Origin of the sequence: Rhizobium lusitanum, from assembly GCF_014189535.1 — a bacterium.
Classification (GTDB): Bacteria; Pseudomonadota; Alphaproteobacteria; order Rhizobiales; family Rhizobiaceae; genus Rhizobium; species Rhizobium lusitanum_C.
Genome location: NZ_CP050307.1, coordinates 146232 through 169276, shown reverse-complemented (window position 1 = coordinate 169276; position 23045 = coordinate 146232). Strand labels below are relative to the sequence as shown.

The following is a 23045-nucleotide window of genomic DNA, read 5'->3' as shown; positions in this document are numbered from 1 at the left end:
CCAGGCATCTTCGCCGTCACGAGCGGTCGCCTCTGTTCTTTATGCCCAGTCTTTTCAGCTTCTCATTCAGCGTTCTGTGGGGAAGCTGTAGCCGTTCCGCGGCAAGGCTGGCCCTGCCGCCGGCATCATTCAAGGCCTGTTCGATAACCTTGAGCTCGAACTGATCGACAAGATCGGCCAGGGAGGAATTCTCCACCGTCAGATCGTCCCGCTGATCCGTGTCGGGGCGCCAATCCAGCCCCAGTGCACGGCGCTCTGCCAGGTGCTTGAGCTCCCGCACATTGCCGGGCCACGCATAGGCAAGAAGGAAGCGCGTTTCCTCACCCGTCAAAGGCAGTACGCTCCGCTCCAGACGTGTCGCCATCGAGAGCGTGAAATGCTCGAACAGCATGAGCGCATCGTGACCGCGATCCCGCAACGGAGGAATTGCAACATCCGCAGCCGCCAGGCGATAATAAAGATCCTCCCGGAAACGCCCGCGCATGGCGAGATCGCGAAGCTGCTCCTTGGTCGCGGAAAGGATGCGTATGTTGATCGGGATTTCCCGGTTCGAGCCCAGGCGGGTGACCTTGCGTTCCTGTAGGACGCGCAAGAGCTTCGCCTGTATGGCGAGCGGCATGCTTTCGATCTCATCCAGGAAGATCGTGCCGCCATTCGCGAACTCGAACTTGCCGATGCGCGTGCCGGAAGCGCCGGTAAACGCCCCTGTCTCGTGACCAAACAGCTCGCTTTCAACGATGTCGAGCGGCAGGGCAGCGCAATTGATGGCCACAAAGGGGCCGGCATGGCGCGGGCTGCACTCGTGCAGCAACCTGGCCACGACCTCCTTGCCCGAACCGGTTTCACCCTTGATCAGCACGTCGACGTGATAGGGAGCAAGCTGCTCGATGGTGGACTTCAGGCGGGTGGTCGCCTGATCGGTACCCAGCAATTGCCGCTCGAGCCTGGCCTGGGTTGCGTTGCTTTCTTCCAGGGAGACGACACGCCGGCGCAGACGGGTCTGTTCGAGCGCATTCTGGAGCGTACCGATCAACTGTTCCGGCACATAGGGTTTCGTTAGAAAATTGAACGCACCGGCCTGAATGGCTGCGACCGCCATGGGAACATCGCCATGACCGCTAAGGATGATCACCGGCAGTTCCGGCCAGTTCTTCCTGATAATCGCAAGCACCTCGAGACCAGACATGCCAGGCATCCGCACGTCCGAAATCACGACATCGACTTTATCCGAGCGAAGAAACTTGAGTGCTTCATTGCCGTCAGGCGCTTGGATCACCGAGAGTTCGTTGAGCGATAGCCATTGGGCGAGCGAGCGCCGCAGCGCGGCATCATCCTCGATCAGCAATACGACCGGCAATGCATCCGTCATGCGACCTCCCCTTGCCGGCGCGATGCGCGCTTGCCGTTCTGCCTGAGGCGTAGAATGAATCTGGCCCCGCCAAGCGGCGACTGATCGAAAGACAATGTGCCACCATGATCGTTTGCGATGCGATGGGCCGTCGCCAGACCAAGACCGAGGCCCTCGCCGGGCAATTTGGTCGTGTAGAACGGCTCGAACAACTGCGTGCCCGTATCGGCGGCAATCCCCGGGCCGTTGTCGTCGACGGCAATGACGCAGCATGCCCCTTCGGCGGCACCGCTGATACGGATGCAAGGCTCTTTCCGGTTCCTGACAGCATCGATCGCATTGCTGAGAAGATTGAGGACCACTTGCTCAAGCTGCGCCGCACTCCCCTGGACATTGAGGCCCGGGCCGATCTCGTGCGCGACGTCGATGCCGAGGTCGGAGAAGCGAAACTTCAGCAGTTTCAGAGTGCGCCTTATGATCGCGCCAAGATCGACATCGACGAAATCATCATCGCTTCGGCGCGCCAGACGCTTCAGTTGCCCGGTAAGGCCTGAGATGCGGCTGACGACCTCATTCATCGTATCGATATTTTCCCCGATGGAATCATATTGCCTGCGCTGGAGCAGCAACCGGGTCGAGGCGATGTAGGTCGATAGCGCCGCCAGCGGCTGATTGATTTCATGCGCAAGCCCGGCAAAGGCCTGTCCGATCAGCGCAAGCTTTTCCGCCTGCGAAAGATTGCTGCGCGTAACGCTCAGTTGCCGCTCGGCTTCCTTACGCTCGGCAATCTCTAGCTCCAGTCGATCATGGCTCAGCTTCAATTGCTGGGTGCGCTCGGTAACACGGTGTTCGAGCTGCTCGAAGGCACGCTTTGCCGCCTGCCGGCCGCGTCGCCTTTGCATGGCGATGGTAATGCCGGCCAGAACCAGCAGGCCCGCCAGCGCCGTGGCAATCGCGACGATGTCCTCCTGGCGCCTGATGTCGGCCAAGTCGGCGAAGTAGATCAGCGTCCAGCCCTTTTCACCGAACGGTGCGGTAACCTGCAAGCGCTGTTCCGATGTGTCGTCGTTTTCAACTGTCGCAAGATCGAAGCCGGAGGACTGCTGAACCTTGATCTTCGGCGTGAGCGCCGCATCTCCATAGCGGCGTTCCTGCTTCAGTTGCGCCAAAGCCATGGGCGAAATCGGTGATGTGGCTGTGTATCGCCAATCCGGCTGCGACGACAGGAAGATGATGCCTTCGCTATCCGCCATGGCAACATGCTCGGATGCATCCCGCCACTGCTTCTCGACGGGCAGGAGATCGATCTTGACGATGGAGACGCCGACAACCCTGTCGTCGACCCTGATGGGAACGGAGAGAAAATAGCCGGGTTGCCCTGTGGTCGTGCCGATGGCGTAGTAACTGCCGTTGCCATTGGCCATCGCGTCGCGAAAATACGGTCGGTAGCTGTAGTCATGGCCAACGAAACTTTCGGGCGTGTCATAGTTGCTGGCGGCTATCGTCAATCCCTTCGTATCGGTGACATAGAGCGCCACTGCACCGGATGCATTCGACAGGCGGGCCAGGAAGCGATTGATGTCCGGCCGCTTGTCCTCAGCCATGCCGGCACGGAACAGATCCTCGATCTCGCTGGAGCGTGCCACCACATCCGGCAGATAGCGGAACCGCTCGATGCGGGCCGACAGGGTGGCCGAGATGAGCCTCAGCCGCTCATGCGACTGAGCGGCTGCCTCACGCAGCCCGTATTTCCGCGTTGCGTCCTGAACAAGCCCCGGTATGCCGACACCGAGTATCATGAACACAAGTGCGAGTATCAGGTATTTCCATCGCAATGGTGCTCCCCCAAACCATACCCCAATCTCGTGATCATAGCAGGATCGGTCGCGCGGCAAAGTAGTATCCTTGAACACTTTTGATCGCGCGACCTTTCGACCAGTCAGTCCAGGGTAAGGCCCTGGCGCTCATCCGATGCGAAGCGGTCCTGCTCGGCATGGACGATCTGCGCCAGCTCCCGCTTGATTTCGTTGAATTCGACGGAATTGGTGTCTCTTGGATAGGGCAGTTCGATACGGATATCCCTTTTGATCGTGCCCGGCCGATAGGTGAGAATGACGACGCGAGAGCCGAGATAGATGGCTTCCTCGATGGAGTGGGTGACAAACACGATGGTTTTGCCGACTGCCTGCCAGATGCGCAGAAGTTCATCCTGCAGCGAGCGCCGCGTCAGCGCATCGAGCGCGCCGAACGGCTCGTCCATCAGCATGATCGGCGGATCGAGCGCCAGAACACGGGCAATCGCCACGCGCTGCCGCATGCCGCCGGAGAGATCCTTGGGGAAACGCTGCCGAAATTCCTTCAGCCCCAACATATCCAGAAGCTGCGTGACGGTCTCGGCGATCTGCTGCTTCGCCAACCCGCGTATTTCCAGCCCGAAGGCGATATTGCGCTCGACCGTCATCCAGGGAAACAGGGCATATTCCTGAAACACCATGCCGCGATCCGGCCCGGGGGCCGTGACGGCTTTGCCGGAGACTTCCAGCGTCCCGGCGGTCGGCAGGGAGAAGCCTGCGATGGCGTTGAGCAGGGTGGATTTTCCGCAGCCGGAAGGGCCGAGAAGGCAGACGAATTCTCCGGCATTGATTTCAAGATCAATGTCCTTCAGCGCCGTAACGGCGGCCGGCTCCTTGCCGAAGATCTTGTTCACGCCCCGCGCAAAAATCTGGGGCGCAGAAGCAATCGCTGTCTGCGGGGCAAGGTTTACAGGAATGATCGACATAAAATTCCTCCCATTGTGGACATTGACGGATCAATGCCATCGGGCCGGCCCGCGTCCCATCCATCCATTGGGACAGGCGGACCGGCAGATTGAAGACTGACCGGCTCATAGCTCCGGCTAGGACTCGATCCCGCGATGCCAGCGCAACAGGTGGCTGTTCAGCCTGTTGACGCCGAGATCGATGGCAAGGCCGAGCAGACCGATCGCGATCATCCCGGCGATCACCTTGTCCGACCACATATATTCCCGAGCCTCCAGAATTCGGTATCCAAGGCCGCTGTTGACCGCGATCATTTCGGCGACGATGACGACGATGAAGGCCGTGCCGATACCGATCCGCATGCCCGTGAGGATATAGGGTGTGGCGGCGGGCAGGATGACGCGCCTGAACAAGGTCAGCCTGCCCGCGCCGAGATTGGTGGCGGCCCGGATATAGATGCTGTCGACATTGCGAACGCCGCTGATCGTATTGATCAGCACCGGGAAAAAGGCCCCGATGGCTATCAGGAAGATGGCCGGCGGATTGCCGAGACCGAACCAGAGGATCGCCAGCGGGATATAGGCGATCGGCGGGATCGGCCGCAGGAACTGGATGACCGGGTTCAGATATCGCTCGACCGTGCGATCCGTGCCCATCAGCAATCCGAGGGGAAGTGCAAGACCCGCCCCGACAACAAAGCCCAGAACAACGCGCTGGAGGCTCGCCAGCAGATCGCCCAGAAGCTCGCTCGACATAATCCAGGCACTGAAGCTGCCGGCCTCCTGGAAGGTTTCCTCCGGGATCAGGTAGAGCCAAAGACGCTCCATAATCGCCACGGGAGACGGCAGGATCTCCGGCCTGACCAGACCGAAGACCGACATCAATTGCCATATGCTCAAAAGGACGACCGGAACGGCCAGATTCTGCAACAGCCGCTTCATCATTTCAGGGCGCCTTCCAGAAGATCCGTCTTCACCCAGTCGGTCGCTTTCGGCGGATTGACGAGCTTGCCGACACCATATTTCACCATCAGATCCGTGGTGATCTGGACGTGTTCAGGCGTGATCTCGTAGCTGTAGGGCGAGTTTCCGATCGCGTCCTTGAAGTCCTGCGGCGTGATCTGGCCCTTGAACATCTCGTTGATGACGTATTTCTCCGCCAGATCCGGCTTGTCGATGAAGGTCTTGGTCGCCTCGACGAAAAGCTTCATGGTGCGTTCGGCGACATCGCCCTTCTTGTAGAACTCCTCAGAAAAGACCAACGAACGAACGGGCATGCCGATCGGCGTGTCGTAGGGCTTGAGGATCTCGACGCCGAAGGTCTTGTTGATCGCCTGGCTTGCCTGTGGCTCGGACTGGCTCATGCCGTCGATATCGCCGGCCATGAGAGCCTGATTGAGGTCGGCAAAGGCCATATAGAGGATCTGCACATCCTTGCCGGGCTTTTCCGACCAGGTCAGGCCAGCCTTGTCGAGTTCGGCCAGGAGCAATAGTTCCTGAGCGCCGCCGCGAGCAACGCCGACCTTCTTGCCCTTGAACTCGGCGATCGACGTAATGCCGGACTTTGTGCCGGCCACGATGCGGGCGCCACCCTTCGCGAAACCGGCAACGGCATAGATCGGCACGCCCTTGGCGCGGCCGGCAATCGCCGCGTCGACCGCACTTGCGGCAATATCCACCTCGCCGGCAACGATTGCGGGCAGGATATCGATGCCCTTTGCGAAGAACCGCTCATCGATTTCCAGATCGTACTTCGGAGCCAGTTCCTTCATGTAGGAGATCGCGCCGTAGTGGGCGAATTTAAGATTGCCGAGCCGGACCTTGTCGGCGGCGTTGGCTGATACTGCGGTCATAATGGCAACCGCCGCCAGCAGCAGCCGGCGCTTCAAATGTCTCATGCTTTCCTCCCAAAACACCAATCCGACAGTCGGATCGAGAAATAGGGAGCAAGGGGTGTGCCAGTTGCCACCGCCATGCTTGCGCGGCGGCAGGAAACAGGATCCTTGTGTCTCGCGTGATATTAATACCTTGAAATCATGATGTTTTCACCTTCACTGGGAAGACGACATCGGATCGCTCTGGCATTGCCTCTTATCCTGGCGATCGGCGCTTCTGGCAAAAAATTGCCAGCTCAGGTCTATGTCGAGCAAGATATTGCTCGCTCAGAGCATGCATTCACCGACTGATATTCCCTATGCAGGCTATTTCCCGTTTGGATAGACCCAGGCATAGCCGAAATGATAGCGGTCGGGTTCGCGGCCATAATAGTAAGGCACGGCCATGTCATGCTGTTCCGGATTGGACAGCGCCTCCCCGTATTTCTCCTTCAGCCACGCCGTGAGCGAGACGGGCATGGTCGACGGCTTGCCGTCCCGCTCGTTCCAGACCACCAGCAGAGGCTGATGGCCTATACTGGTGTGATCGATGTCGAACAAGGGATAAGCAATCGAGATGACGGGGGTGTCCGGCATGTTGATGCGGACATTTCCGGCTTTCTGCCATGTCGTTGTAACCACCGCCGCCGGCTTTCGTCCTTCTGCCGCCACGACCTGCTCGAGAAACGGGGTGTAGGGCGTGTTCAGATGCTCATAGGAGCCGAAGAACTTCGGAACGAGCACGCTTCCCGCGATGATGAGCGGCAGCGCCACCATCATCGTAAGCGGCACATACAGAAATTTGCGGATCACCTGGGCGGATCCGACACCGGATGCCTCCAGTTTCAGGCAGAAATAAAGCGGCGTCAGGAACAGGAACGGCAGCAACCAGCGATCCCGGAATACGGTCAGCGTGACCACGAGGATCATCAACAGCAGTATGGCGAGCGTCGCGGCGAAGATCGTGCCCACGAAATCCGACCATTCGCTTCTTGCACGAAAACTCTGCAGGAACGCCTTGCGGAAAAAGATGAGGAAGATGATAGCGGTCGGCAAGACGATAACGACACCGGTCCCGAACAATTCCTTCAGCCCATTTCCGATGTCGGAAAGTTTGCCGCCCTCTCCCTGTTCGGACATGGTCCGCGAGGTCTGGTCGAGAACAGCGCCCATATGCGAGATCATCCAGAGGCCGTGGGGCAGAAAGACAAGGATCGTCAGCAGGATCGTCAGCAGGAGCCGCTTGTCGAGAACTCTCTTCAGCCCATCCGGATGCCTGATGACGGCGACAAAGGCGGCAAGGACGATCAGGATGAAATTGTACTTCGTCAGCATCCCTACGCCGACCCACAACCCCATCGACGCGTAGGATATGAAGCTGGGCTTTCGCAGCGTCGAAACGACGCTATGCAGAAACAGGCAGATTGCCAGCAGTGTTCCAACCGTATGGGTCAGGTCCCGCTGCGCCTGCCAGAACATCTGCGGCATCGTCAGCAACGACAGGGTGGCGATAGCTGCCCATCCTTTATCGGCAAGCAGCAATCGGGCCAGCCGATAGTAGGTGTAATACACAAGGAAGAGCAGGAGGTTCTTCAAAAGGACCAGCGACGCCAAGGTGGTGCCGAAAACGGCGAATACGCCTTGCTGAATCCAGTTGTAGAGAGGCGGCTGCGCGTCGTAGCCCCAATCGAGCCATTGCGCGACGACGTATTGCTGCGCCTCATCGACACGCAACGAATTCGGCAATGCTATACGAACGATGGCCTGCACGAGGAAATAGGCCGCAAGGGCCCATGGCACCCATCGCAGATCGGAAAACAGGCCCGACTTGGCGGAACGCTCGACGCCATCAATACTATTCATCGTTTTTCCTTCTGACGGAAAAATCTCGCGAGTGACGACGGCATATAGCCACGCCTTATTTAGGTAAGCGGTATAGTGTGTCACCGTAACGAAGGCAAAGGCTATAGAGCGGGAAAACTGCCTGGGCGGTCGGAAAGCATGCGCGTCAGCCCTCGGCTTTCGACCGCGTATTCCCATTGTCTGAAGAGGTATATTGCTGCTCGCTATGTCGCCATCGGGCATAGAGGGTGACGGATTGCTGTCATCTCACGACGCTCGTTAAATACGCTTCGGACTCTTTCGAGAACGGACACGAGCGGCAGCTTGCACCGAAATGTTCAATGCCACGGCAGCCCGAATAAGCGCCTTCAACGCTCCTTCATCAATCCTAGCGCCCTCCTCAAAATCGATGGCGCGTCTGGCATTGCCCTCGAGGCTGGCGTTGAAGAGGCCTGAAGGATCCTCCAATGAAGCGCCCTTGGCAAAGGTCATCTTCACCACACTCTTATAGGTCTCACCGGTGCAGATGATCCCGTCATGCGACCATACCGGAACACCTCTCCACTTCCACTCTTCAACCACTTCAGGGTCGGCCTGCTTGATGAGAACCCGGATCCGGGCGAGCATATCGCCCCGCCAATCACCCAGCTCCTCTATCCTCGCATCGATCAGATGAGAGGGAGAGCCTTCGCCATTGCCTTCCTTCGGGTCACCGTTCTCCGTGGCTGCTATCGCTTTCTTCATCGCTACGCTCTCCTCGCCAAGACGCTTGGCGAATGAACCACGGCAGAGGCAGTGGATCAACTCCTGTCCAGATCCCCCCCTGTGCCGACGAGAGATTCGGCGGTGGGCCTTTCCCGAAGATCTTGGTTTGCCAAGCATCAATTGGACGAGGGCTGAGCGGCCATCACGACCGATGGAGTGGGAATGATTCAGGCCCATCCGCCGCCATCCAAAATGGCAATAAATTACGACATAAGCCACTGATTAGAAATAATTTTCTGTTCAGTGCCTATCAAACTCTATCGAGGATGAGGGATTTGCGTTCCAGCCGATCCTCAAGCGGGGGAAGGAACAATACGCCGAGTACGTTACCGGCCTGGGTTAGTACCGGCACGATGGCTGCTGCGCCGGCCACCAACCCAAAATCGTTCGCGAGATGGCCGACGAACGCCTGATTGTAATAGCAGTTGGCGACAGCAGCGCCTGCGCCAACTACTAGGAGACGGACAAGGGTGGTAGACAGGTGTTCCGATAATTTATTCTGGTTTGCTCGCATGTCTAGAAGCGGGTCCGGCTGGCTTTCTCACGTATCGGCGAGGATCACCTATCGTGCCCGACAGACATTCGGGTCGGTCCATGTGCTTGATCCCTTCGGCGTCACCGGACAAGTCTCGGCGGGGTGATATCAGGTTAAATTCGCCGAGCCGATTTTGGACGGATATGTCGGGATCAGGCGGCGACGCCAGCAACGGCATTCCAATGTGCCGTGGCCTGACGGCGATGCAGGCAGATATCTTGCGCTCAGCCAGGACACTAGAACTCAGCAGCACGATAATGCAACGGTATATTGTAGGCAGAGTTAAGTTTTGGGGGCGGCATCCTACCTCGGACAAGCGTCCTTCACTTTAACACGGGGCCGGAACACCGGTTACTGTCCATCACTCGCAAATCCGAATAGCCTCTAGTTTCCACTCGATGCGAAATCGAATAACATCTCTCTTTATGACAGAAGGTCAAAGAGAGCATTAGGGATGTCTATGCAGCCGATCTACTACGGGCTCACGAGGGTAGTTGCCTTAGGCATGCTGATTATTTTCCCTGCCGTGTTCTTTGTTTCCTGCTCGACGATCGGCGGAACTCGCGGTCAATCTGGTCCCGTGACCGCGAGCAAATCGACAGATCCCGCCAACGCCAAAGAAAAAGCGGCCGAGCGTCGGCGATGGTCTGAGAGGGTTGAACGAGATAATCAGCTAGATCCAAGCGGGTCGGCACCGGGTTCCTATGGCTCTTTCGGTCCTCGTTTCACTTGGTGAGCAATAGATTTTCAAACTGCTCTCTTAATGTCCGAACCCGATTGAACGGATTTTCGTTCAACAATGAGTGGATACCCGTGCCGTGGCGGATAGATTTCGAGCAGCACGGGCGAAGGACGTAACGGGAGGGTCACGAGGCGTCGAATTTCACCGTCACGCCACGCTGCCGAAAATAGGCCTGCATAAGTTTTCTGCCAGAACGATTGTTATGCACGAGCCTAGCCGTGTCGAATACGGCTTCCTTCAAGCCCGCCCGCGTCAAGGCTGCCTTGAGATTTGCGATATGCAAGTCGATGTCAGCATTGTCCGCCTTGAGCGATTCATAAATGCGGTTGGTGGCATCTGCTACGGTCAGTTCACTCACTATTACACTCCTGTTGTTGTTTCGATGGCGCTTACCACATTTTTCGGCTTGACCTTATTGTGGTGAAGCATGTCCACGTCAATGAGTGACGATGGAGTGAAACGCTGAATTCGCGGTAGGAGATGTGGCGCCACAAGCCGACGAGTGGGCTGGCCCCGCGCGTTTCACACGTCACGACTGTTTCGCGCCTCGAAGCAGCCACTGAACGATCTTTGCTGGTTTCCACGTAGAACTGAGCCGGTTAGGCGCATAATTTCCATTGAGAATTGAGCCATGTGAACCTTCCTCCCAACGCGGTGAGCGACGGGGGCAACGGAGTGATCCACACGGGACTTTTAAACATCATCCGTCGGATGGCGCTGCGAGAGAAGCAGTCGATCCGCGAGATCAGCCGGCGCACCGGGCTGTCGCGCAAAACGATCGCGAAGTATTTGAACGCTGGTACGATCGAGCCGACGTTCACGATACCGGAACGACCGAGCAAGCTTGATCCCTTTGCCGACAAACTGGCGGCCTGGCTGAAGACAGAGACCGGAAAGTCGCGCAAGCAGCGCAGAACGTTGAAGCAGCTTCACGCGGATCTGGTGTCTCTCGGCTTTACCGGCTCCTATGGCCGGGTTGCCGCCTTCGCCCGTGATTGGCGGGCGGAACTTTCTTTTAAAATGAGTATCATGACATTTTAACCGCATGGCACTCGGGATTCGACGTGGCGGTGGTAAAGATCGGAACATCGTTCCAAAGGGTTCCGTTCAATGTCTCGCGCGCACCCAAAGTGAATACAGTCCGCATATAACGATCGTTGAATGGGTCGGCGATGTCATAGGGAATTTGGCAATCGATCGAAGCAACGTGAAATGTCGCGCCGGCTCGGCGCGTCCAGCCGTATAGCGCCATCAGCGCATCGCGCTCCTGTGCCTTGATCAGTGTGGCATATGCCCGCGCCATGACGGGCAATGTCCGCTCGGACGTATTGGAAAATTCCGGCATAAGGGCGTTGTTGACGAGCACGAAAATATTGAGTTCCCGGTTCTTCGGCCGGGGCGCATGGGATGTGGACGCCAGCACCATGCTCGGGAAGGTAAGGATCTGCGAGGAGGAGCCGCCGTCGGAATGGAGCTCCTCAAAATGCCGGTCTCCCGCTTGCGCCTTGATCAGCACTGGTGGGTATATTCCGGGAATGCTGGCAGATGCGACGAGGACGTCCCGAAAGAGCTGAAGGGCATCCGGCCGGCCACTTGTCGCGATCGCACCCATATTCCAGATAACCGCCCTCTGTGAATCGAGATTGGAGGTGAGAACCAGGAGCCGACGCCCGTTTCGATGCTCTCTGGCAATCGCATCGAAGACATCCCGCGTGATGTACTGATCGACCATGCTGCGAAGCGTCTGTCCGCGCAAAAGGCTCTTTCCGAGCATCTGATTTGGCAGCAGCCTGCGATCGACGAGGTTCTTCGCAACGCCGCTCGTATAGAGCCGAGCAATCAGATCGTCATAGGATGATCCAAGAAAGGCAAAGGGAGCGATGAGGGCACCGGTGCTGACACCGCTGACGATGTCAAACCGCGGCCGGGCGCCAGTCTTTGTCCATGCGGACAGCACTCCGGCACTGAAGGCGCCTCCAGCCCCACCTCCCGAGATCATCAAATAGTTGACGTCTCCCTGCGAGGTGGCGGGTTGCCAGCCAAAGGCCTCTTCCCATGACTTCGATCCTTCGTCCAGATAGGATCTAACCCCCGGAAACCCCGGAACCTCGGCGGAAGAGGACTGATCGGCACGATATTGCGGGCGCGACGTGGCCATGCAACCCGCAAGGGGAAGCAACAGGATGATCAACAGGCAAAGGCGTTTGCGGTAGGTTTGGGTGCGGTTCGGCAACGCGGATACTCCAGAGAAGGCTGTCACGCCATGTGTGAACCGTTCTCTAGCGTCGGCTGTGGGCTTGGATATGTCCCGCACATTTCCGTTGGTGAATGCCGTGTGACCAAACCATGGCCAAGCCTAGCAAGGTGATGCTGGCCGAGATCCCCGTGGAAAAACTATCGCTCCTGGCGCGCAGGATGATCACCGCCGATGTGGCCGCCTCAGCCGCTGCTGCGCGCTGAATTCCCTGCCCGTCCTTGCCACAGAAAGCGGAGCGCAATCAGAGCAACGCACAGGACCGAGATCAGGAAGATGGCGCCGGACATGGCATAGATTACCGGCGATGCGCCGGAGTTCATCTTGCCGAATAGCACCACTGGCAGGGTGTTCTGCCGTCCCGCCAGATAGAAGGCGCGCGTGAATTCGTTGAGCGACAGCAAGAAGGAAAAGATGAAGGCGCTGATCAAGCCGGGGCGGATCAGCGGCAGGATGATATCGAAAAACCGATGCCACCAGTCCGCCCCCAGATCGGCGGCCGCGACGAGATAGGATCGCCGCACGGCCGCAAAGCTCGTCAGAATGACGATGAAGGCGAAAGGCATGGCCCACAGCAAGTGACCGGCGATGACCGTCAGCATCGACGCCTTGATGCCTGTGCGCGCAAACACAGCCGACAGAGCCAGTCCCTGAATCACGCCCGGCACGAACATCGGTAGGATCACCGTCAAAAGCCATGCCGTTCGGCGCGAGCGCAATTCGAAATAGGCGAGCGCCGCCAGCAGCGACATAAGGGTTGCGAGAACCGCCGTGGCCGTGGCGATGATCAGCGACTGCTCCAGCGCACCGATCAGCGCCGTCTCCTGCGGCAGCGATGCGTACCATTTGAGGCTGAGTTCGGAGATGTTCGGCAAGCCCGGCTGCAGGGCGGGGTTGAAGGAGATCGCCAGCAGATAGAGCGGCGGCGCATAGATCACCAGCAGGCCGGCGATCGTGATGGCCCAAAGCAGAATGCGGTTGGCAAGACCTTCGCGCAACATCATGGCGACTGGTCCTCGAATAGCGACGCAAGGCCGAAGATGCGGTTGCCGACCAGCACGAGGCCGAAGATCACCACGAGCACGATGGTCGAAATAGCGAAGGCCATCGGATAGTTGGCGACGCGCATGACATCGTTGATCATCACCGACACGATCGACGCGCCCGCCCCGCCCAGCATCTGCACCTCGGTGGACGAGCCCACCACCATGACGAAGACGAACAGGAAGCCGGCGAAAATGCCCGATTTTGTCAGCGGCAAAAGGATCGTCGTCAGGCTCTTCCAGAATCCGGCACCGAGATCCTGCGCGGCCGCGAGAAAGGTCGGATCCACCCGACGCATGGACAGGAGCAGCGGGAAAATCGCGAACGGCAAATAGGAAGCAACCAGCCCGACGATAACGGCGAAATTGCTGAACAGCAGCCAGTCAAGCGGCGCATCGATGATGCCGATGCCCTGCAGCCATTCATTGATAATTCCGGTGCGCCCGAGCACGAGCCGCCAGGAAAAGGACCGGATCAGATAGGATGTGAAAAAAGGAATGGTGATCAGCGCCATGAGAATGACGTTCAGCCGCCGCCCGGCCAGGAAATGGATCGCATAACTGGTCGGATAGGCGATCAGCAGGCATAGCAGCGCGGTACCGAACGCCTTGATCAAGGTCGAGACGATGACCGTCCAGCGCCCGGCCTCGAGGATGCCGGCATAGCCGGCGAGACTGAGGTCCGGCTTGATCCAGTATGTCACCGGATCCCAGCTCCAGAAGCTCCAGACGACGACGACGATCAACGGCGCCAGCCCGAATGCCAGGATCGCTAGCAACGGCGGGGCCATCAGCATCGACGAAATCGGCAAACGCGCTCTGGACATAGTGGGCCTTCAAGGACTGACGGCAGCGGCGAAAAAGAAATCGCCGCTGCCTATAATGGGGAACTTAGGCGTTGCGCAGCTTCTGCCACCACTCTTCGTAAAGCTGGAAATTATCCGGCCGGGTGTTCTGCCAATAGACCTTGCCGGCGAACTTGGCCTTGACGTGCTCGGCCAGCTTTTCGACCTCGTCCGGCTTGTATTCATCCGGATGGGCCTTGGCATAGGTCAGGTTGTTGTCCGTCGGCACCAGATAGCCACGGGCCTGGCCGAGTTCGCAACCGTAGAAACCGCCGAGCAGGCCGTTGACGAATTTGTGGGCGGCATCTGTGACGCCGCGATCGCCCGCGCCCTTCAGGAGCACCGTATTGTTGCCCCAGGCTTCATAGCCTTCGACGGGTGCCGCATATTCGACCTGAAGGCCACGCTTGCGCCCTTCGTAAACGATCGGCTCCCAGCCGGTCATTGCATCGACTTCCTGATCGGCGACCAGCTGAACGCCCTGCTCCCAACCGTTCCAGAACGTGCGGAACTGGCCGTCCTTCTTGTGCTTGATCAGGAATTCCATGACCAGGCCGAGTTCGGACTCGGTCAGATTGCCCGGCTCGACGATCGGCTTGTTTTCGCTCTCCTTCAGATACATCGCGGTGAAGATGGCGCTGTTGATCCAGGCATCCTCCATGGCCACGCGACCCTTGAGCTTGGGATCGAAGATGACGCCGTAGCTATCGACCTTACCGAGTTTGTCAGGCCGGTAGATAATCGAGTCGGCATTGACGACGGTCGGGATGCTGTACTGCTTGCCGTCCTGCTTGAGATAAGGAATATCCTTGGCCCACTGCCAGACGCCCTCATAATTCGGGATCTTCGTCAGATCCCAGGGAATGATGACACCCTGGCGCGCCAGTTCCTTCTCGGCACCGCCCTGGAAGCCGCCGACGTCGAAAAGATCATTGGCGTTGCCGGCGGCAAGACGAGCAATCACCGGGCCAATATCGTTACCGTTGTCGGTAAACTCGGGAGCAATGCCGTTCTGGGTGGCGAAGGCCTTCCATTTGTCGCCGATATCCAGTGTCGCGGTTGCCCAGAAGGCGACGGTCGCGGCATCCTGCGCGGCAAGACGCGAGGCCCAGCCAAGACTGCCGACGGAGAGAGCAGCGCCTCCTGCCCCCATAAGCTTCAGAAAATCGCGTCGCTGCACATTGCTATGCTGCGCCGATGCAAACATTCCGACATGCTTCGTCATTGCCATTCCCCTTTGTGGCTCGGTTGAATCACTCCTCCCACCACAAAGCAGCCATTCAGCTCATAGGCAATAGTCCCGCATTGGAAATCAGAACGGCGGCATCCTGCTTCAAGCCCACCCGAACGGATCTTCCGGCCTCGAGCCCGCTCAACCCCGCCTCTTCCTCAATCGCCATCGTCAACGTCTGGCCATCCCAGAAGGCGAGCTTGAGTTCGTGATACAAGCCGCGGAACGTCGTTTCGACCACGGTCAGCATCAGCGTCCCGGATGCATCCGCGGCCGCGAGAAACAGCCTGTCCGCACGGATGGCAACGACAGATTGAAGCGGGTCCATCGGGCCGGCGACACGCACCGGCACCCTCTGCCCGGCAATGACCGCGTAGATCTGTCCATCGGAAGTCACGATCTCCTCCGGACGCACCAGCGTATCGATGCCGACGAAACGGGCGACGAAAGCATTGGCCGGAGCCTCGAAGAAGCTGGCGGGCACACCCACCTGTTCAATGCGCCCCTTGTGCATCACGGCCATGCGATCCGAGAGGCTGAGCGCTTCATCCTGATTGTGAGTGACGAGGACGAAGGTTGCACCGGTGCGCTTGTGCAGCCGACCGAATTCGTCGCGCATCTGCTGGCGCAAGCGCTCGTCGAGGCCGGTCAGCGGCTCGTCGAGCAGCAGGATACCGGGCTCCATGACCAAGGCCCGGGCAAGGGCGACACGCTGGCGCTGACCGCCGGACAAAAGGTTGACGTCGCGCGGGCCGAAACCGGAGAGCTCGACCAGATCGAGGGCATCGTTGATCCTGGCCGCGAGCGCACCTCCCGACACCCCGCGAAGCCGCAGCCCGTAGCCGACATTCTGCGCGACCGTCATGTGCGGGAAAAGCGCAAGGCTCTGGAAGACGGTGTTGACCGGCCGCTTGTTGGCCGGCACGTCGCTCATATCCTTGCCATCGAAAGAAATACGGCCTGAGGTCTGCCTGTCGAAGCCGCCGATGAGCTTCAACAGCGAGCTCTTTCCGCAACCCGACGACCCGAGCAGCGTGAAGAATTCACCCGCGGCGATATCAAGCGTTACATCGTCAAGAGCCTTGACCGGCCCGTATTCCCTGCTGACCTTCTCGATCTGAATGGATATAGCCACTAGCCTGCCTCGGAGACGCTTTCGCGAATGATCAGGACGCCATTATCGGCGACGCTCAGTTGCTGTTTCTCCTGTACGAGCGTCGTCGCCGTTGCCTCCTCGACAATCATCGGACCCTCGATCAATTGACCGGGCGCCAGCAGGCTGCGCTCATAGACCGGGCAAGAGACCCAGCCGAGAACAGCACCAAAATATACATTGCGGCGACCTGTCAACGCAGCATCGAGACTCCGTCCGTTTTTAGACAAAAGCGGTAGCGCGATCACCGGGCCGTTCAGAACCGCTTCGAGATGAATTGTGGTGATTTCGATGGCCGCATGCGGCAAGCGGAACGAGTAAGCGCGCTCATGGACGGCATGAAAGCGCTCGGCAAAGACATCGCGATCGTCACCACGATGGAACTGGGCAAAAACCCCGTGTTCCTGCCCACGATAGCGCGCCTCGACCTGATAGGTGAAGCGGATATCGGCGTCGTGGCCCTTGGCGAAATAGGTGATCGCTTCCTGTTCGAGTTTGTCGAAGCGCGCCAGCAACGCCTTGATCGCCTCTGCGGTCAGTGCCGAGAACCAGGTATGGCGAAAATCGGCGCGGGGTTCGGCGGCAAGCATGCCCCAGGCGGAAAAAAGGCCTGGATGGAGCGGGATGACCGTCGACTTGACGCTCAGATCCCGTCCGAGCCTGGTTGCAAGCGCCGGGCCGGCACCGCCGCTGATGACGAACGCCACGTCTCGCGGATCATGCCCGCGCTGGACCGTCACCAGTTTCAGTGCATTGATCATGCTTGCGTGGGCAATATCGATAATTGCGATCGCAGCATCCTCGATGCTCAAGCCGAGGGGGGCGGCGATAGTGGCGATCGCTTCGGCGGCCTTCTGCTTGTCGAGGTGCATGGAGCCGCCGGCGAAATTGTTGGGATCGAAGACCCCGATCGTGAGAATGGCATCCGACAACGTCGGTCTCGTGCCACCACGACCGTAACAGGCCGGCCCGGGCACGGAGCCGGCACTTTCCGGGCCGACTCGAAGGACGCCGCGTTCGTCGAGCCATGCAATCGAGCCGCCGCCGGAGCCTATCTCGACAATATCGACCACCGGCACCTGAATGGGATGACCCGGCTCGATACGGGTATGCTCAAGCTTGTATTCGACATTCAGCGTCGGGCGCCCGCCGTGGATCAGCGAGCATTTGGCGGTCGTGCCGCCGACGTCAAGCGACAGGACTTCGCTCTCGCCGAGAGCATTGCCGATCCGCGCCGCGCCCGCAACACCGCCCGCCGGCCCGGATTCGACCAGCGTCAATGGACTGTTGACCGCCTGTTCGAAGGTGGCGATACCGCCGTTCGACTGCATCGCGTAATAGGGGCATGTCAGATCGCGCCGCATCAACGCATCTTCCAGCCGCGCGAAGTAGCGGCGGATGATCGGTTGCACATAGGCATTGAGCACGACAGTGTTCGAACGTTCATATTCGCGCCATTGACGCGAGACTTCATAGCTGGCGCAGACGGTCGCATCCGGCAGGGCGGCGGCCAGAATATCGGCGCAAAGAATCTCGTGCTCGGGATTTGTATAGCTGTGGAGAAAGAGGATCGCGACCGCTTCGATCCTTTCCGCCTTGCACTGCGCGATGATCGGCTTGAGGTCTTCGACCTGCAGCGGCGTAATGATTTTTCCTGAAGCGTCGAGCCGCTCCCGCACCTCGAAGCGTAAGCTCCGGGGAACAAAGGGGGCAGGACTGCGGAACCGCAGATTGTAGAGATCGGGACGGTTACCGCGACCGATTTCCAGAACATCACGAAAACCCGCGGTCGTCACCAGCGCGGTTCGCACGCCCTTACGCTCGGTAATGGCATTGATCACCGTCGTGCCACCATGGGCGAAGAACGTGACATCCCGTGTGCGAAGCCCATCCTTGGCTTCCGCCGAGGCGATCGCGTCGAGCACTCCAATGGACTGGTCGGGCACCGTCGTCAGGCTCTTGGCCGTAAACAATTCGCCGCTGCGCTCATCATATCCGACGAGATCGGTGAAGGTGCCACCGACGTCGGTTGCCAGTCTGATCATACCGCCACTTTCGTTTGGTAACCGTAAAGTTTCACTGCTTGTGCTTCGGTAATGAAGCCGTTACGCAAATCGCGCTCAATCAGATGCGGCTCGCGCTCACGCGCGTCGCCCCATCCCCCGCCGCCGCCGGTGATGACGCGCAGAATATCGCCGGCATTGAGATCAATATGGGCAATCCTGCCGTAAGTCCGCACTTTTCCATCGCTCGCGGATGCGATCTGCAGCGCATTCACCGTTCCGCTGCCGCCGCCGTCCATACCCCAGGGGCGGGTGCGGGTACGGCCGAAACTGCCATAGGCGGATGCGTCCTTGCTGAGGATTTCATACTCGCGCACGATACCAAACCCTCCCCGCCTGCGACCAGCGCCAGTGCCCGCGTCGATATTGTATCCGTAACTCTTGACCCGCAAGGGAAACCGCGCCTCGATGGCTTCGACGGAATAATTGTAGGTATCCCCATCCGTCAGCGCTATCAGCGCGCCGGCGCCGTCGGCCTCTTCGCTCGCACCCCAGCCGCCATGCTGCGGCTCGATATGGATAAAGGGCTGACCGTTGCGGTCCTTACCGGAGATGTAGACAACGCAAAGGCTGGAATAGGAACCGGCGGAAAAGCGCGACGGCACCAAGGGCGCGAGCGCCTTCCAGACAAGCTCGGACGCATGCACCGACCCTTCATAGTACCAGCCGGTCGGCGAAGGCTTCTCCGCAGTGAAGATCGTTCCGGGCGGTGCAATCACGGTCAGGGGCCGGAACCATCCCTCGTTGGACGGCTCCTGTGGCCCGACCAACGCCTTGACGATGGTTCTGACCGCCGACTGCAAGGCGCCGCGCGCGCAGTTGATGGGGCCAGGCACAGCCGGCGGACAACCGGTGAAATCGGCGATAATGCTGTCGCCGGCGATGGTCACGACCACCTGCACGGGGATCGGCGCGTCGGTGATGCCGTCGCCATCGATAATATCGCTGGCTTCGTAGCGGCCGTCCGGAAGGGCGGCGATTGCTGCCCGGCTACGCTTTTCGCTGGCCGTCAACAGGTTGGCGAAAGCTGCCCTGACGACATCGGATCCGTATTTCGCAGCAAGTTCAGTGAGACGCCGCGCCGCCACCCGAACTGTCGCTACCTGCGCGTTGAGGTCGCCGAGCGCGATTTCGGGAAGGCGTACATTCTCGCAAATGATGCTGAGGATATCGTTGGAAAATACGTCGGATCGCGCGATCTTGACGCCCGGCAGACGGATTCCCTCCTGAAAGACCGAGGTGGCATTCGGAGCCAGGCTTCCCGGTACAGAACCGCCGACATCGAGATAATGAGCGACGTTGATGGCGTAGCCGAGAATCTCGCCATCGACGAACAGCGGCTTGACGATGGCGAAATCACAGGCGTGGGTGCCGCCAGCGTACGGATCGTTGGAGAGGAGGACGTCGCCATCGGAAAGATTTCCGGCAGATTTCTCGATCAGCGCCTTCACCTGGACGCCGAAAGTGCCGGTGAACAGCGTGATGCCGTTCATCTGGGCGACGAGTTCGCCATCGGACGTGAGAAGCCCGCAGGCAAAATCGAGGACTTCATAGATCACCGGGCTCATGCTGGTACGCGCCATGACGATCCCCATCTCGTCGACGACGGCGGTTAGCTTGCCCTCGATGATTTCCTGGGTCACGGGATCGACGGAAATTTCCTCAATGGTCATCGTCTCAGTCACCCTCATCATTGACATCGCGGGTAAACTAGGCGTGATCCCTGGACGCAGGTAGCCTGCCAGAAGGGTGGGTAGGATTTGCAGACCCTACCCGTTCGGGTGGGGTCTGGATCAAAGAAGGACGCCCGTGTCGCGCGCGATGGTCACAGCCGCCGTTCGGGTCGTGACGTTGAGTTTGGCGTAGATGTTGCGCAGATGGAACTTGACCGTGTTGTTGCTGAGGTCGAGCTTGCGACCGATTTCCTTGTTGCTGAGACCGGCGCTGAGCAGCTGGATGACACTGCGCTCACGCTCGGTCAGTCCACCGGTTGCAAGGATCGGCACAGAGAGCGGGTCGCTGGCTTGCGCGCTCGTTGTCGCCACAACCTCCAGCAAGCGCTCCAGCCGCTGCATCACGACGTCAGGCACGCCCCGGCTAGCGGCCAGCAGACGCAAGCGGTTGCCGAATTCCGGTCCCTCAACCAGCAGAATGGCCCGATAATCCGCCACCGGTAACGACAGCATCATCTCAGACAGCCGCGCCGCAGCTGTCGGCTCGTCGCCTTCGGCGAGCAACAGGCGTATATCGAGGAACCCCAACTCGATGCGTCGCGGCACATGCAATTTCTGCCACTGGCTCATGATCAGGCGCTCAAAGACACCACGCGCGTGGGCGATCTCGCCTTGTGCGAGATAGATCCGCGTCCACAACAAGGCGGGCACGTTGCCACGTAGATTAACACCAAAATCGTTGGCGCTATCAGAATTGAGGCTCTCGGCCCCGAAGCCGCTGACTTCGGCGTAACGCACCGCCTCGTCGATGTCGCCCGACGCAAGGAGAAGCCCGGTCCGTTCACCATCGATCAACCGGATCAAGCGATCGAAACCACGCCGTTTGGCGGCGGCGCGCGCACTGTCGATCGCGGCATGAGCCGCCATGATCTCGCCGTTCAACCGCAAGATGCGCTGTTGCGCCATGATACCGGCGGCGAGAAGGTCAAACCAGGTGTCATGCCGCTCCAGATGCGGCAGTGCCCAGGCAAGCACGGAGGCGGCGGCCTGAAGGTCGCCGTTCATCGAAAGCAACTCGCTCTGCAACACCTGACTGATGGCATCAAGATCGCAGCCCTTGCCGATATTGGCCTGGGCCTCGGTGGTAAGGTTTCGATAGGCATCGGTGGCACTCGCGCTATCGCCGCTGAAGAATGAGGCCTGTCCGATATGGGTGTAGAGATGCATCGCACCGAAATCGGCACCCGCATCACGGAAGGAACGTATGGAAAGCTGGCCGTAGTGCAATGCGCGCTCCAGATCCGTGCGGATCAGGAAATTGTAAGACAGCATATTGAGTGCCAGAGCTCGATGGATCGGCTCCATGCCGCTGTCCTGAGACAAGTCCGCCTCGAGCGCCGAGAGATCCGCGGCAGTCGCCCACCTGTCCGTATAGAGCGATAGCAGCACGCGAACCACGCGCAGGTCCTGCGCCAGTTTTTCGCTCATCGTGGCTCCGGCACGCTCGGCAAGTGAAAGATAGTGGTTGGCGGCATCGAGCTGGCCCGCCTTGGCGTTGATCACCGACAATCCCAAGGTCGTCAGTGGGAAATCCGCCAGATTGATATCAGCTGCCTTGGCGATCAACGTCTGAAACAGCGCCGTGCCGCCGCGTGTCTTCGCATAGACGCGCCGCCATCCGCCGGCTCTTTCGATGATCTGGGCGGCAAGCGTGGCGTCGGCCGCCAGCAGCGCGTGGCGCACCGCCGCATCGCAGTCACCGCCGGCCTCGAACCAGTGTGCCGCCTTTCGCAATATCTGTCTCGTATCGATGTCGAGACGCTCCGCCGCCTCCTTGAGGTAGCTGTTGAATACCGGATGATAGCGGATCCACGTTCCCTGGCCATCGAGAACGGCGATCGGCAGCGCATAATCGCCGAGCCGGTTGAACAGCGCCACCGCGTTGTCGTGGCCCGATACAGCGGCGATGAGCGCCCGGCTGACAGCAGGAAGTGCCGCACTTTCGGTCAGAAAATGCCGGATATCCTCCGGCAAGCTGGAAAAGACCTGCTCCGAGAGATAACGGCCCATCTCGGCATTGCTGCCATCGAACGATGCAAGGATGGCACTGCTATCCATATTGTCGTTGACCAGAACCCGAACCATCTGCAGCGCCACCGCCCAGCCTTCCGTGCGCTGGTTGAGCTCGCTGATCTGCTCGCTTGTCAGCTTTTTTGCCCGGCTGCCGAAAAACTCCTGGGCCTCCATGTCGGTGAAACTCAAATCGGCAACGCCGATCTGCTTCAACTCGCTGTTGAGCCGCAGGGCGGATGCCGGAAATCGGGGCGGGCTGCGCGAAATCAGTACGAACTTCACATGCCCGAGGTCGCCGGCCGCCAGCAGTTTTGCCATCAGCGATTCGGTGGCATCGTTCTGGGCGAAGTGATAGTCGTCGAGGAAGAGAACAATCGGCTCTTTTATCCGGCGCAGTCGCGTGACAAGCGCCGAGAGAAGCGATGCCACCGGCATGCTGTTGGCATCCGATCCCTTCCTTCCGTCAGGAAGCAGTTTCTGAAGCGATTCCAGCAAGGCCAGAAGGAAACGGCTTTGGTCACCATCCTCAGGATCAAGGGGAATCCAGACCGCCTGAGCACCCTGGCTTTTGAACATCTCGTACCACTGCGCGGCAAGCGACGTCTTGCCATATCCCGCCGGGGCGACGATCGTGGTTAAGCGCCTTAACCCCGAACGTTGCAGCATCGCCAGAAGGTTTCGGCGCCTGACATGTTCATTGCCGGCACTCGGCGGTTGGAAACGAGTTTGACTGATGGTCATTCCTTATGATTGCGGTGGCAAAGCAAGTTTGCAAGTTGGGGAAATCAAAAAGACGATAATTTTAATAGATTTGCATACTAAGATTTAAGCAACTGCTATTCCCTT

Annotated in this window: 16 protein-coding genes and 1 pseudogene; 1 reads left to right on the top strand and 16 read right to left on the bottom strand. The window is 59.2% G+C overall.

Annotated elements, in window-relative coordinates:
• Nucleotides 1-16: 16 nt before the first annotated feature.
• The 8 genes from HB780_RS03765 to HB780_RS03730 form a co-directional block, all read right to left on the bottom strand.
• Complete coding sequence (locus HB780_RS03765) at nt 17-1369, bottom strand: sigma-54-dependent transcriptional regulator (protein ID WP_183688727.1); 1353 nt, start codon at nt 1367-1369, stop codon at nt 17-19.
• Nucleotides 1366-3183: a sensor histidine kinase gene (locus tag HB780_RS03760; RefSeq protein WP_183688726.1), complete on the bottom strand. Its 1818-nt coding sequence runs from the start codon at nt 3181-3183 to the stop codon at nt 1366-1368. Before HB780_RS03760 ends, HB780_RS03765 begins: the two co-directional genes overlap by 4 nt.
• Nucleotides 3184-3287: 104 nt before the next feature.
• A complete protein-coding gene (locus HB780_RS03755) occupies nt 3288-4127 on the bottom strand; it encodes an ABC transporter ATP-binding protein (protein ID WP_183688725.1) in 840 nt (279 codons plus the stop codon).
• A 117-nt stretch (nt 4128-4244) separates the two neighbouring features.
• Nucleotides 4245-5051 (bottom strand): ABC transporter permease, encoded by an 807-nt coding sequence (locus tag HB780_RS03750; protein ID WP_183688724.1) that lies wholly within the window; start codon nt 5049-5051, stop codon nt 4245-4247.
• Nucleotides 5048-5959 (bottom strand): ABC transporter substrate-binding protein, encoded by a 912-nt coding sequence (locus HB780_RS03745; protein ID WP_435693877.1) that lies wholly within the window; start codon nt 5957-5959, stop codon nt 5048-5050. The genes HB780_RS03750 and HB780_RS03745 overlap by 4 nt, the downstream gene beginning before the upstream one ends.
• A 348-nt stretch (nt 5960-6307) precedes the next feature.
• A complete protein-coding gene (locus HB780_RS03740; RefSeq protein ID WP_183688722.1) occupies nt 6308-7843 on the bottom strand; it encodes a glycosyltransferase family 39 protein in 1536 nt (511 codons plus the stop codon).
• A 258-nt stretch (nt 7844-8101) separates the two neighbouring features.
• A complete protein-coding gene (locus HB780_RS03735) occupies nt 8102-8566 on the bottom strand; it encodes a DUF1801 domain-containing protein (protein ID WP_183688721.1) in 465 nt (154 codons plus the stop codon).
• A gap of 1422 nt (nt 8567-9988) precedes the next feature.
• A complete protein-coding gene (locus HB780_RS03730) occupies nt 9989-10225 on the bottom strand; it encodes a hypothetical protein (RefSeq protein WP_183689596.1) in 237 nt (78 codons plus the stop codon).
• 350 nt (nt 10226-10575) lie between these two features.
• On the opposite strand from HB780_RS03730, the pseudogene HB780_RS03725 reads away from it, so the two are divergent.
• A pseudogene (locus tag HB780_RS03725) lies at nt 10576-10872 on the top strand (IS21 family transposase); the annotation flags it as partial.
• Nucleotides 10873-10891: 19 nt separating this feature from the next.
• Here the strand turns inward: HB780_RS03725 and HB780_RS03720 are convergent.
• From HB780_RS03720 to HB780_RS03685, 8 genes are all read right to left on the bottom strand, one after another.
• The gene (locus tag HB780_RS03720; RefSeq protein ID WP_183688720.1) at nt 10892-12097 is read right to left on the bottom strand and encodes a patatin-like phospholipase family protein; all 1206 of its coding nucleotides are present in this window, start codon (nt 12095-12097) and stop codon (nt 10892-10894) included.
• Between the two features lie 206 nt (nt 12098-12303).
• On the bottom strand, nt 12304-13122 hold the full coding sequence (locus HB780_RS03715; protein WP_183688719.1) for an ABC transporter permease: 819 nt from the start codon (nt 13120-13122) through the stop codon (nt 12304-12306).
• Nucleotides 13119-13988: an ABC transporter permease gene (locus HB780_RS03710; protein WP_183688718.1), complete on the bottom strand. Its 870-nt coding sequence runs from the start codon at nt 13986-13988 to the stop codon at nt 13119-13121. The genes HB780_RS03715 and HB780_RS03710 overlap by 4 nt, the downstream gene beginning before the upstream one ends.
• 64 nt (nt 13989-14052) lie before the next feature.
• A complete protein-coding gene (locus HB780_RS03705; protein ID WP_183688717.1) occupies nt 14053-15231 on the bottom strand; it encodes an ABC transporter substrate-binding protein in 1179 nt (392 codons plus the stop codon).
• Between the two features lie 55 nt (nt 15232-15286).
• Nucleotides 15287-16372: an ABC transporter ATP-binding protein gene (locus HB780_RS03700; RefSeq protein ID WP_183688716.1), complete on the bottom strand. Its 1086-nt coding sequence runs from the start codon at nt 16370-16372 to the stop codon at nt 15287-15289.
• Entirely contained in the window at nt 16372-18435 is a 2064-nt protein-coding gene (locus HB780_RS03695) for a hydantoinase/oxoprolinase family protein (protein WP_183688715.1), read from the bottom strand. The genes HB780_RS03700 and HB780_RS03695 overlap by 1 nt, the downstream gene beginning before the upstream one ends.
• The gene (locus HB780_RS03690) at nt 18432-20126 is read right to left on the bottom strand and encodes a hydantoinase B/oxoprolinase family protein (RefSeq protein WP_183688714.1); all 1695 of its coding nucleotides are present in this window, start codon (nt 20124-20126) and stop codon (nt 18432-18434) included. Before HB780_RS03690 ends, HB780_RS03695 begins: the two co-directional genes overlap by 4 nt.
• Before the next feature lie 120 nt (nt 20127-20246).
• Complete coding sequence (locus HB780_RS03685) at nt 20247-22940, bottom strand: LuxR C-terminal-related transcriptional regulator (protein WP_183688713.1); 2694 nt, start codon at nt 22938-22940, stop codon at nt 20247-20249.
• Nucleotides 22941-23045 lie beyond the last annotated feature (105 nt).

Bases quoted from the DNA above. Each gene is read 5' to 3' on its own strand.
- HB780_RS03765 (WP_183688727.1), bottom strand. From the start codon at position 1,369: ATGACGGATGCATTGCCGGTCGTATTGCTGATCGAGGATGATGCCGCG.
- HB780_RS03755 (WP_183688725.1), bottom strand. From the start codon at position 4,127: ATGTCGATCATTCCTGTAAACCTTGCCCCGCAGACAGCGATTGCTTCT.
- HB780_RS03750 (WP_183688724.1), bottom strand. From the start codon at position 5,051: ATGATGAAGCGGCTGTTGCAGAATCTGGCCGTTCCGGTCGTCCTTTTG.
- HB780_RS03745 (WP_435693877.1), bottom strand. From the start codon at position 5,959: ATGACCGCAGTATCAGCCAACGCCGCCGACAAGGTCCGGCTCGGCAAT.
- HB780_RS03740 (WP_183688722.1), bottom strand. From the start codon at position 7,843: ATGAATAGTATTGATGGCGTCGAGCGTTCCGCCAAGTCGGGCCTGTTT.
- HB780_RS03735 (WP_183688721.1), bottom strand. From the start codon at position 8,566: ATGAAGAAAGCGATAGCAGCCACGGAGAACGGTGACCCGAAGGAAGGC.
- HB780_RS03715 (WP_183688719.1), bottom strand. From the start codon at position 13,122: ATGATGTTGCGCGAAGGTCTTGCCAACCGCATTCTGCTTTGGGCCATC.
- HB780_RS03710 (WP_183688718.1), bottom strand. From the start codon at position 13,988: ATGTCCAGAGCGCGTTTGCCGATTTCGTCGATGCTGATGGCCCCGCCG.
- HB780_RS03705 (WP_183688717.1), bottom strand. From the start codon at position 15,231: ATGACGAAGCATGTCGGAATGTTTGCATCGGCGCAGCATAGCAATGTG.
- HB780_RS03695 (WP_183688715.1), bottom strand. From the start codon at position 18,435: ATGATCAGACTGGCAACCGACGTCGGTGGCACCTTCACCGATCTCGTC.
- HB780_RS03690 (WP_183688714.1), bottom strand. From the start codon at position 20,126: ATGACCATTGAGGAAATTTCCGTCGATCCCGTGACCCAGGAAATCATC.
- HB780_RS03685 (WP_183688713.1), bottom strand. From the start codon at position 22,940: ATGACCATCAGTCAAACTCGTTTCCAACCGCCGAGTGCCGGCAATGAA.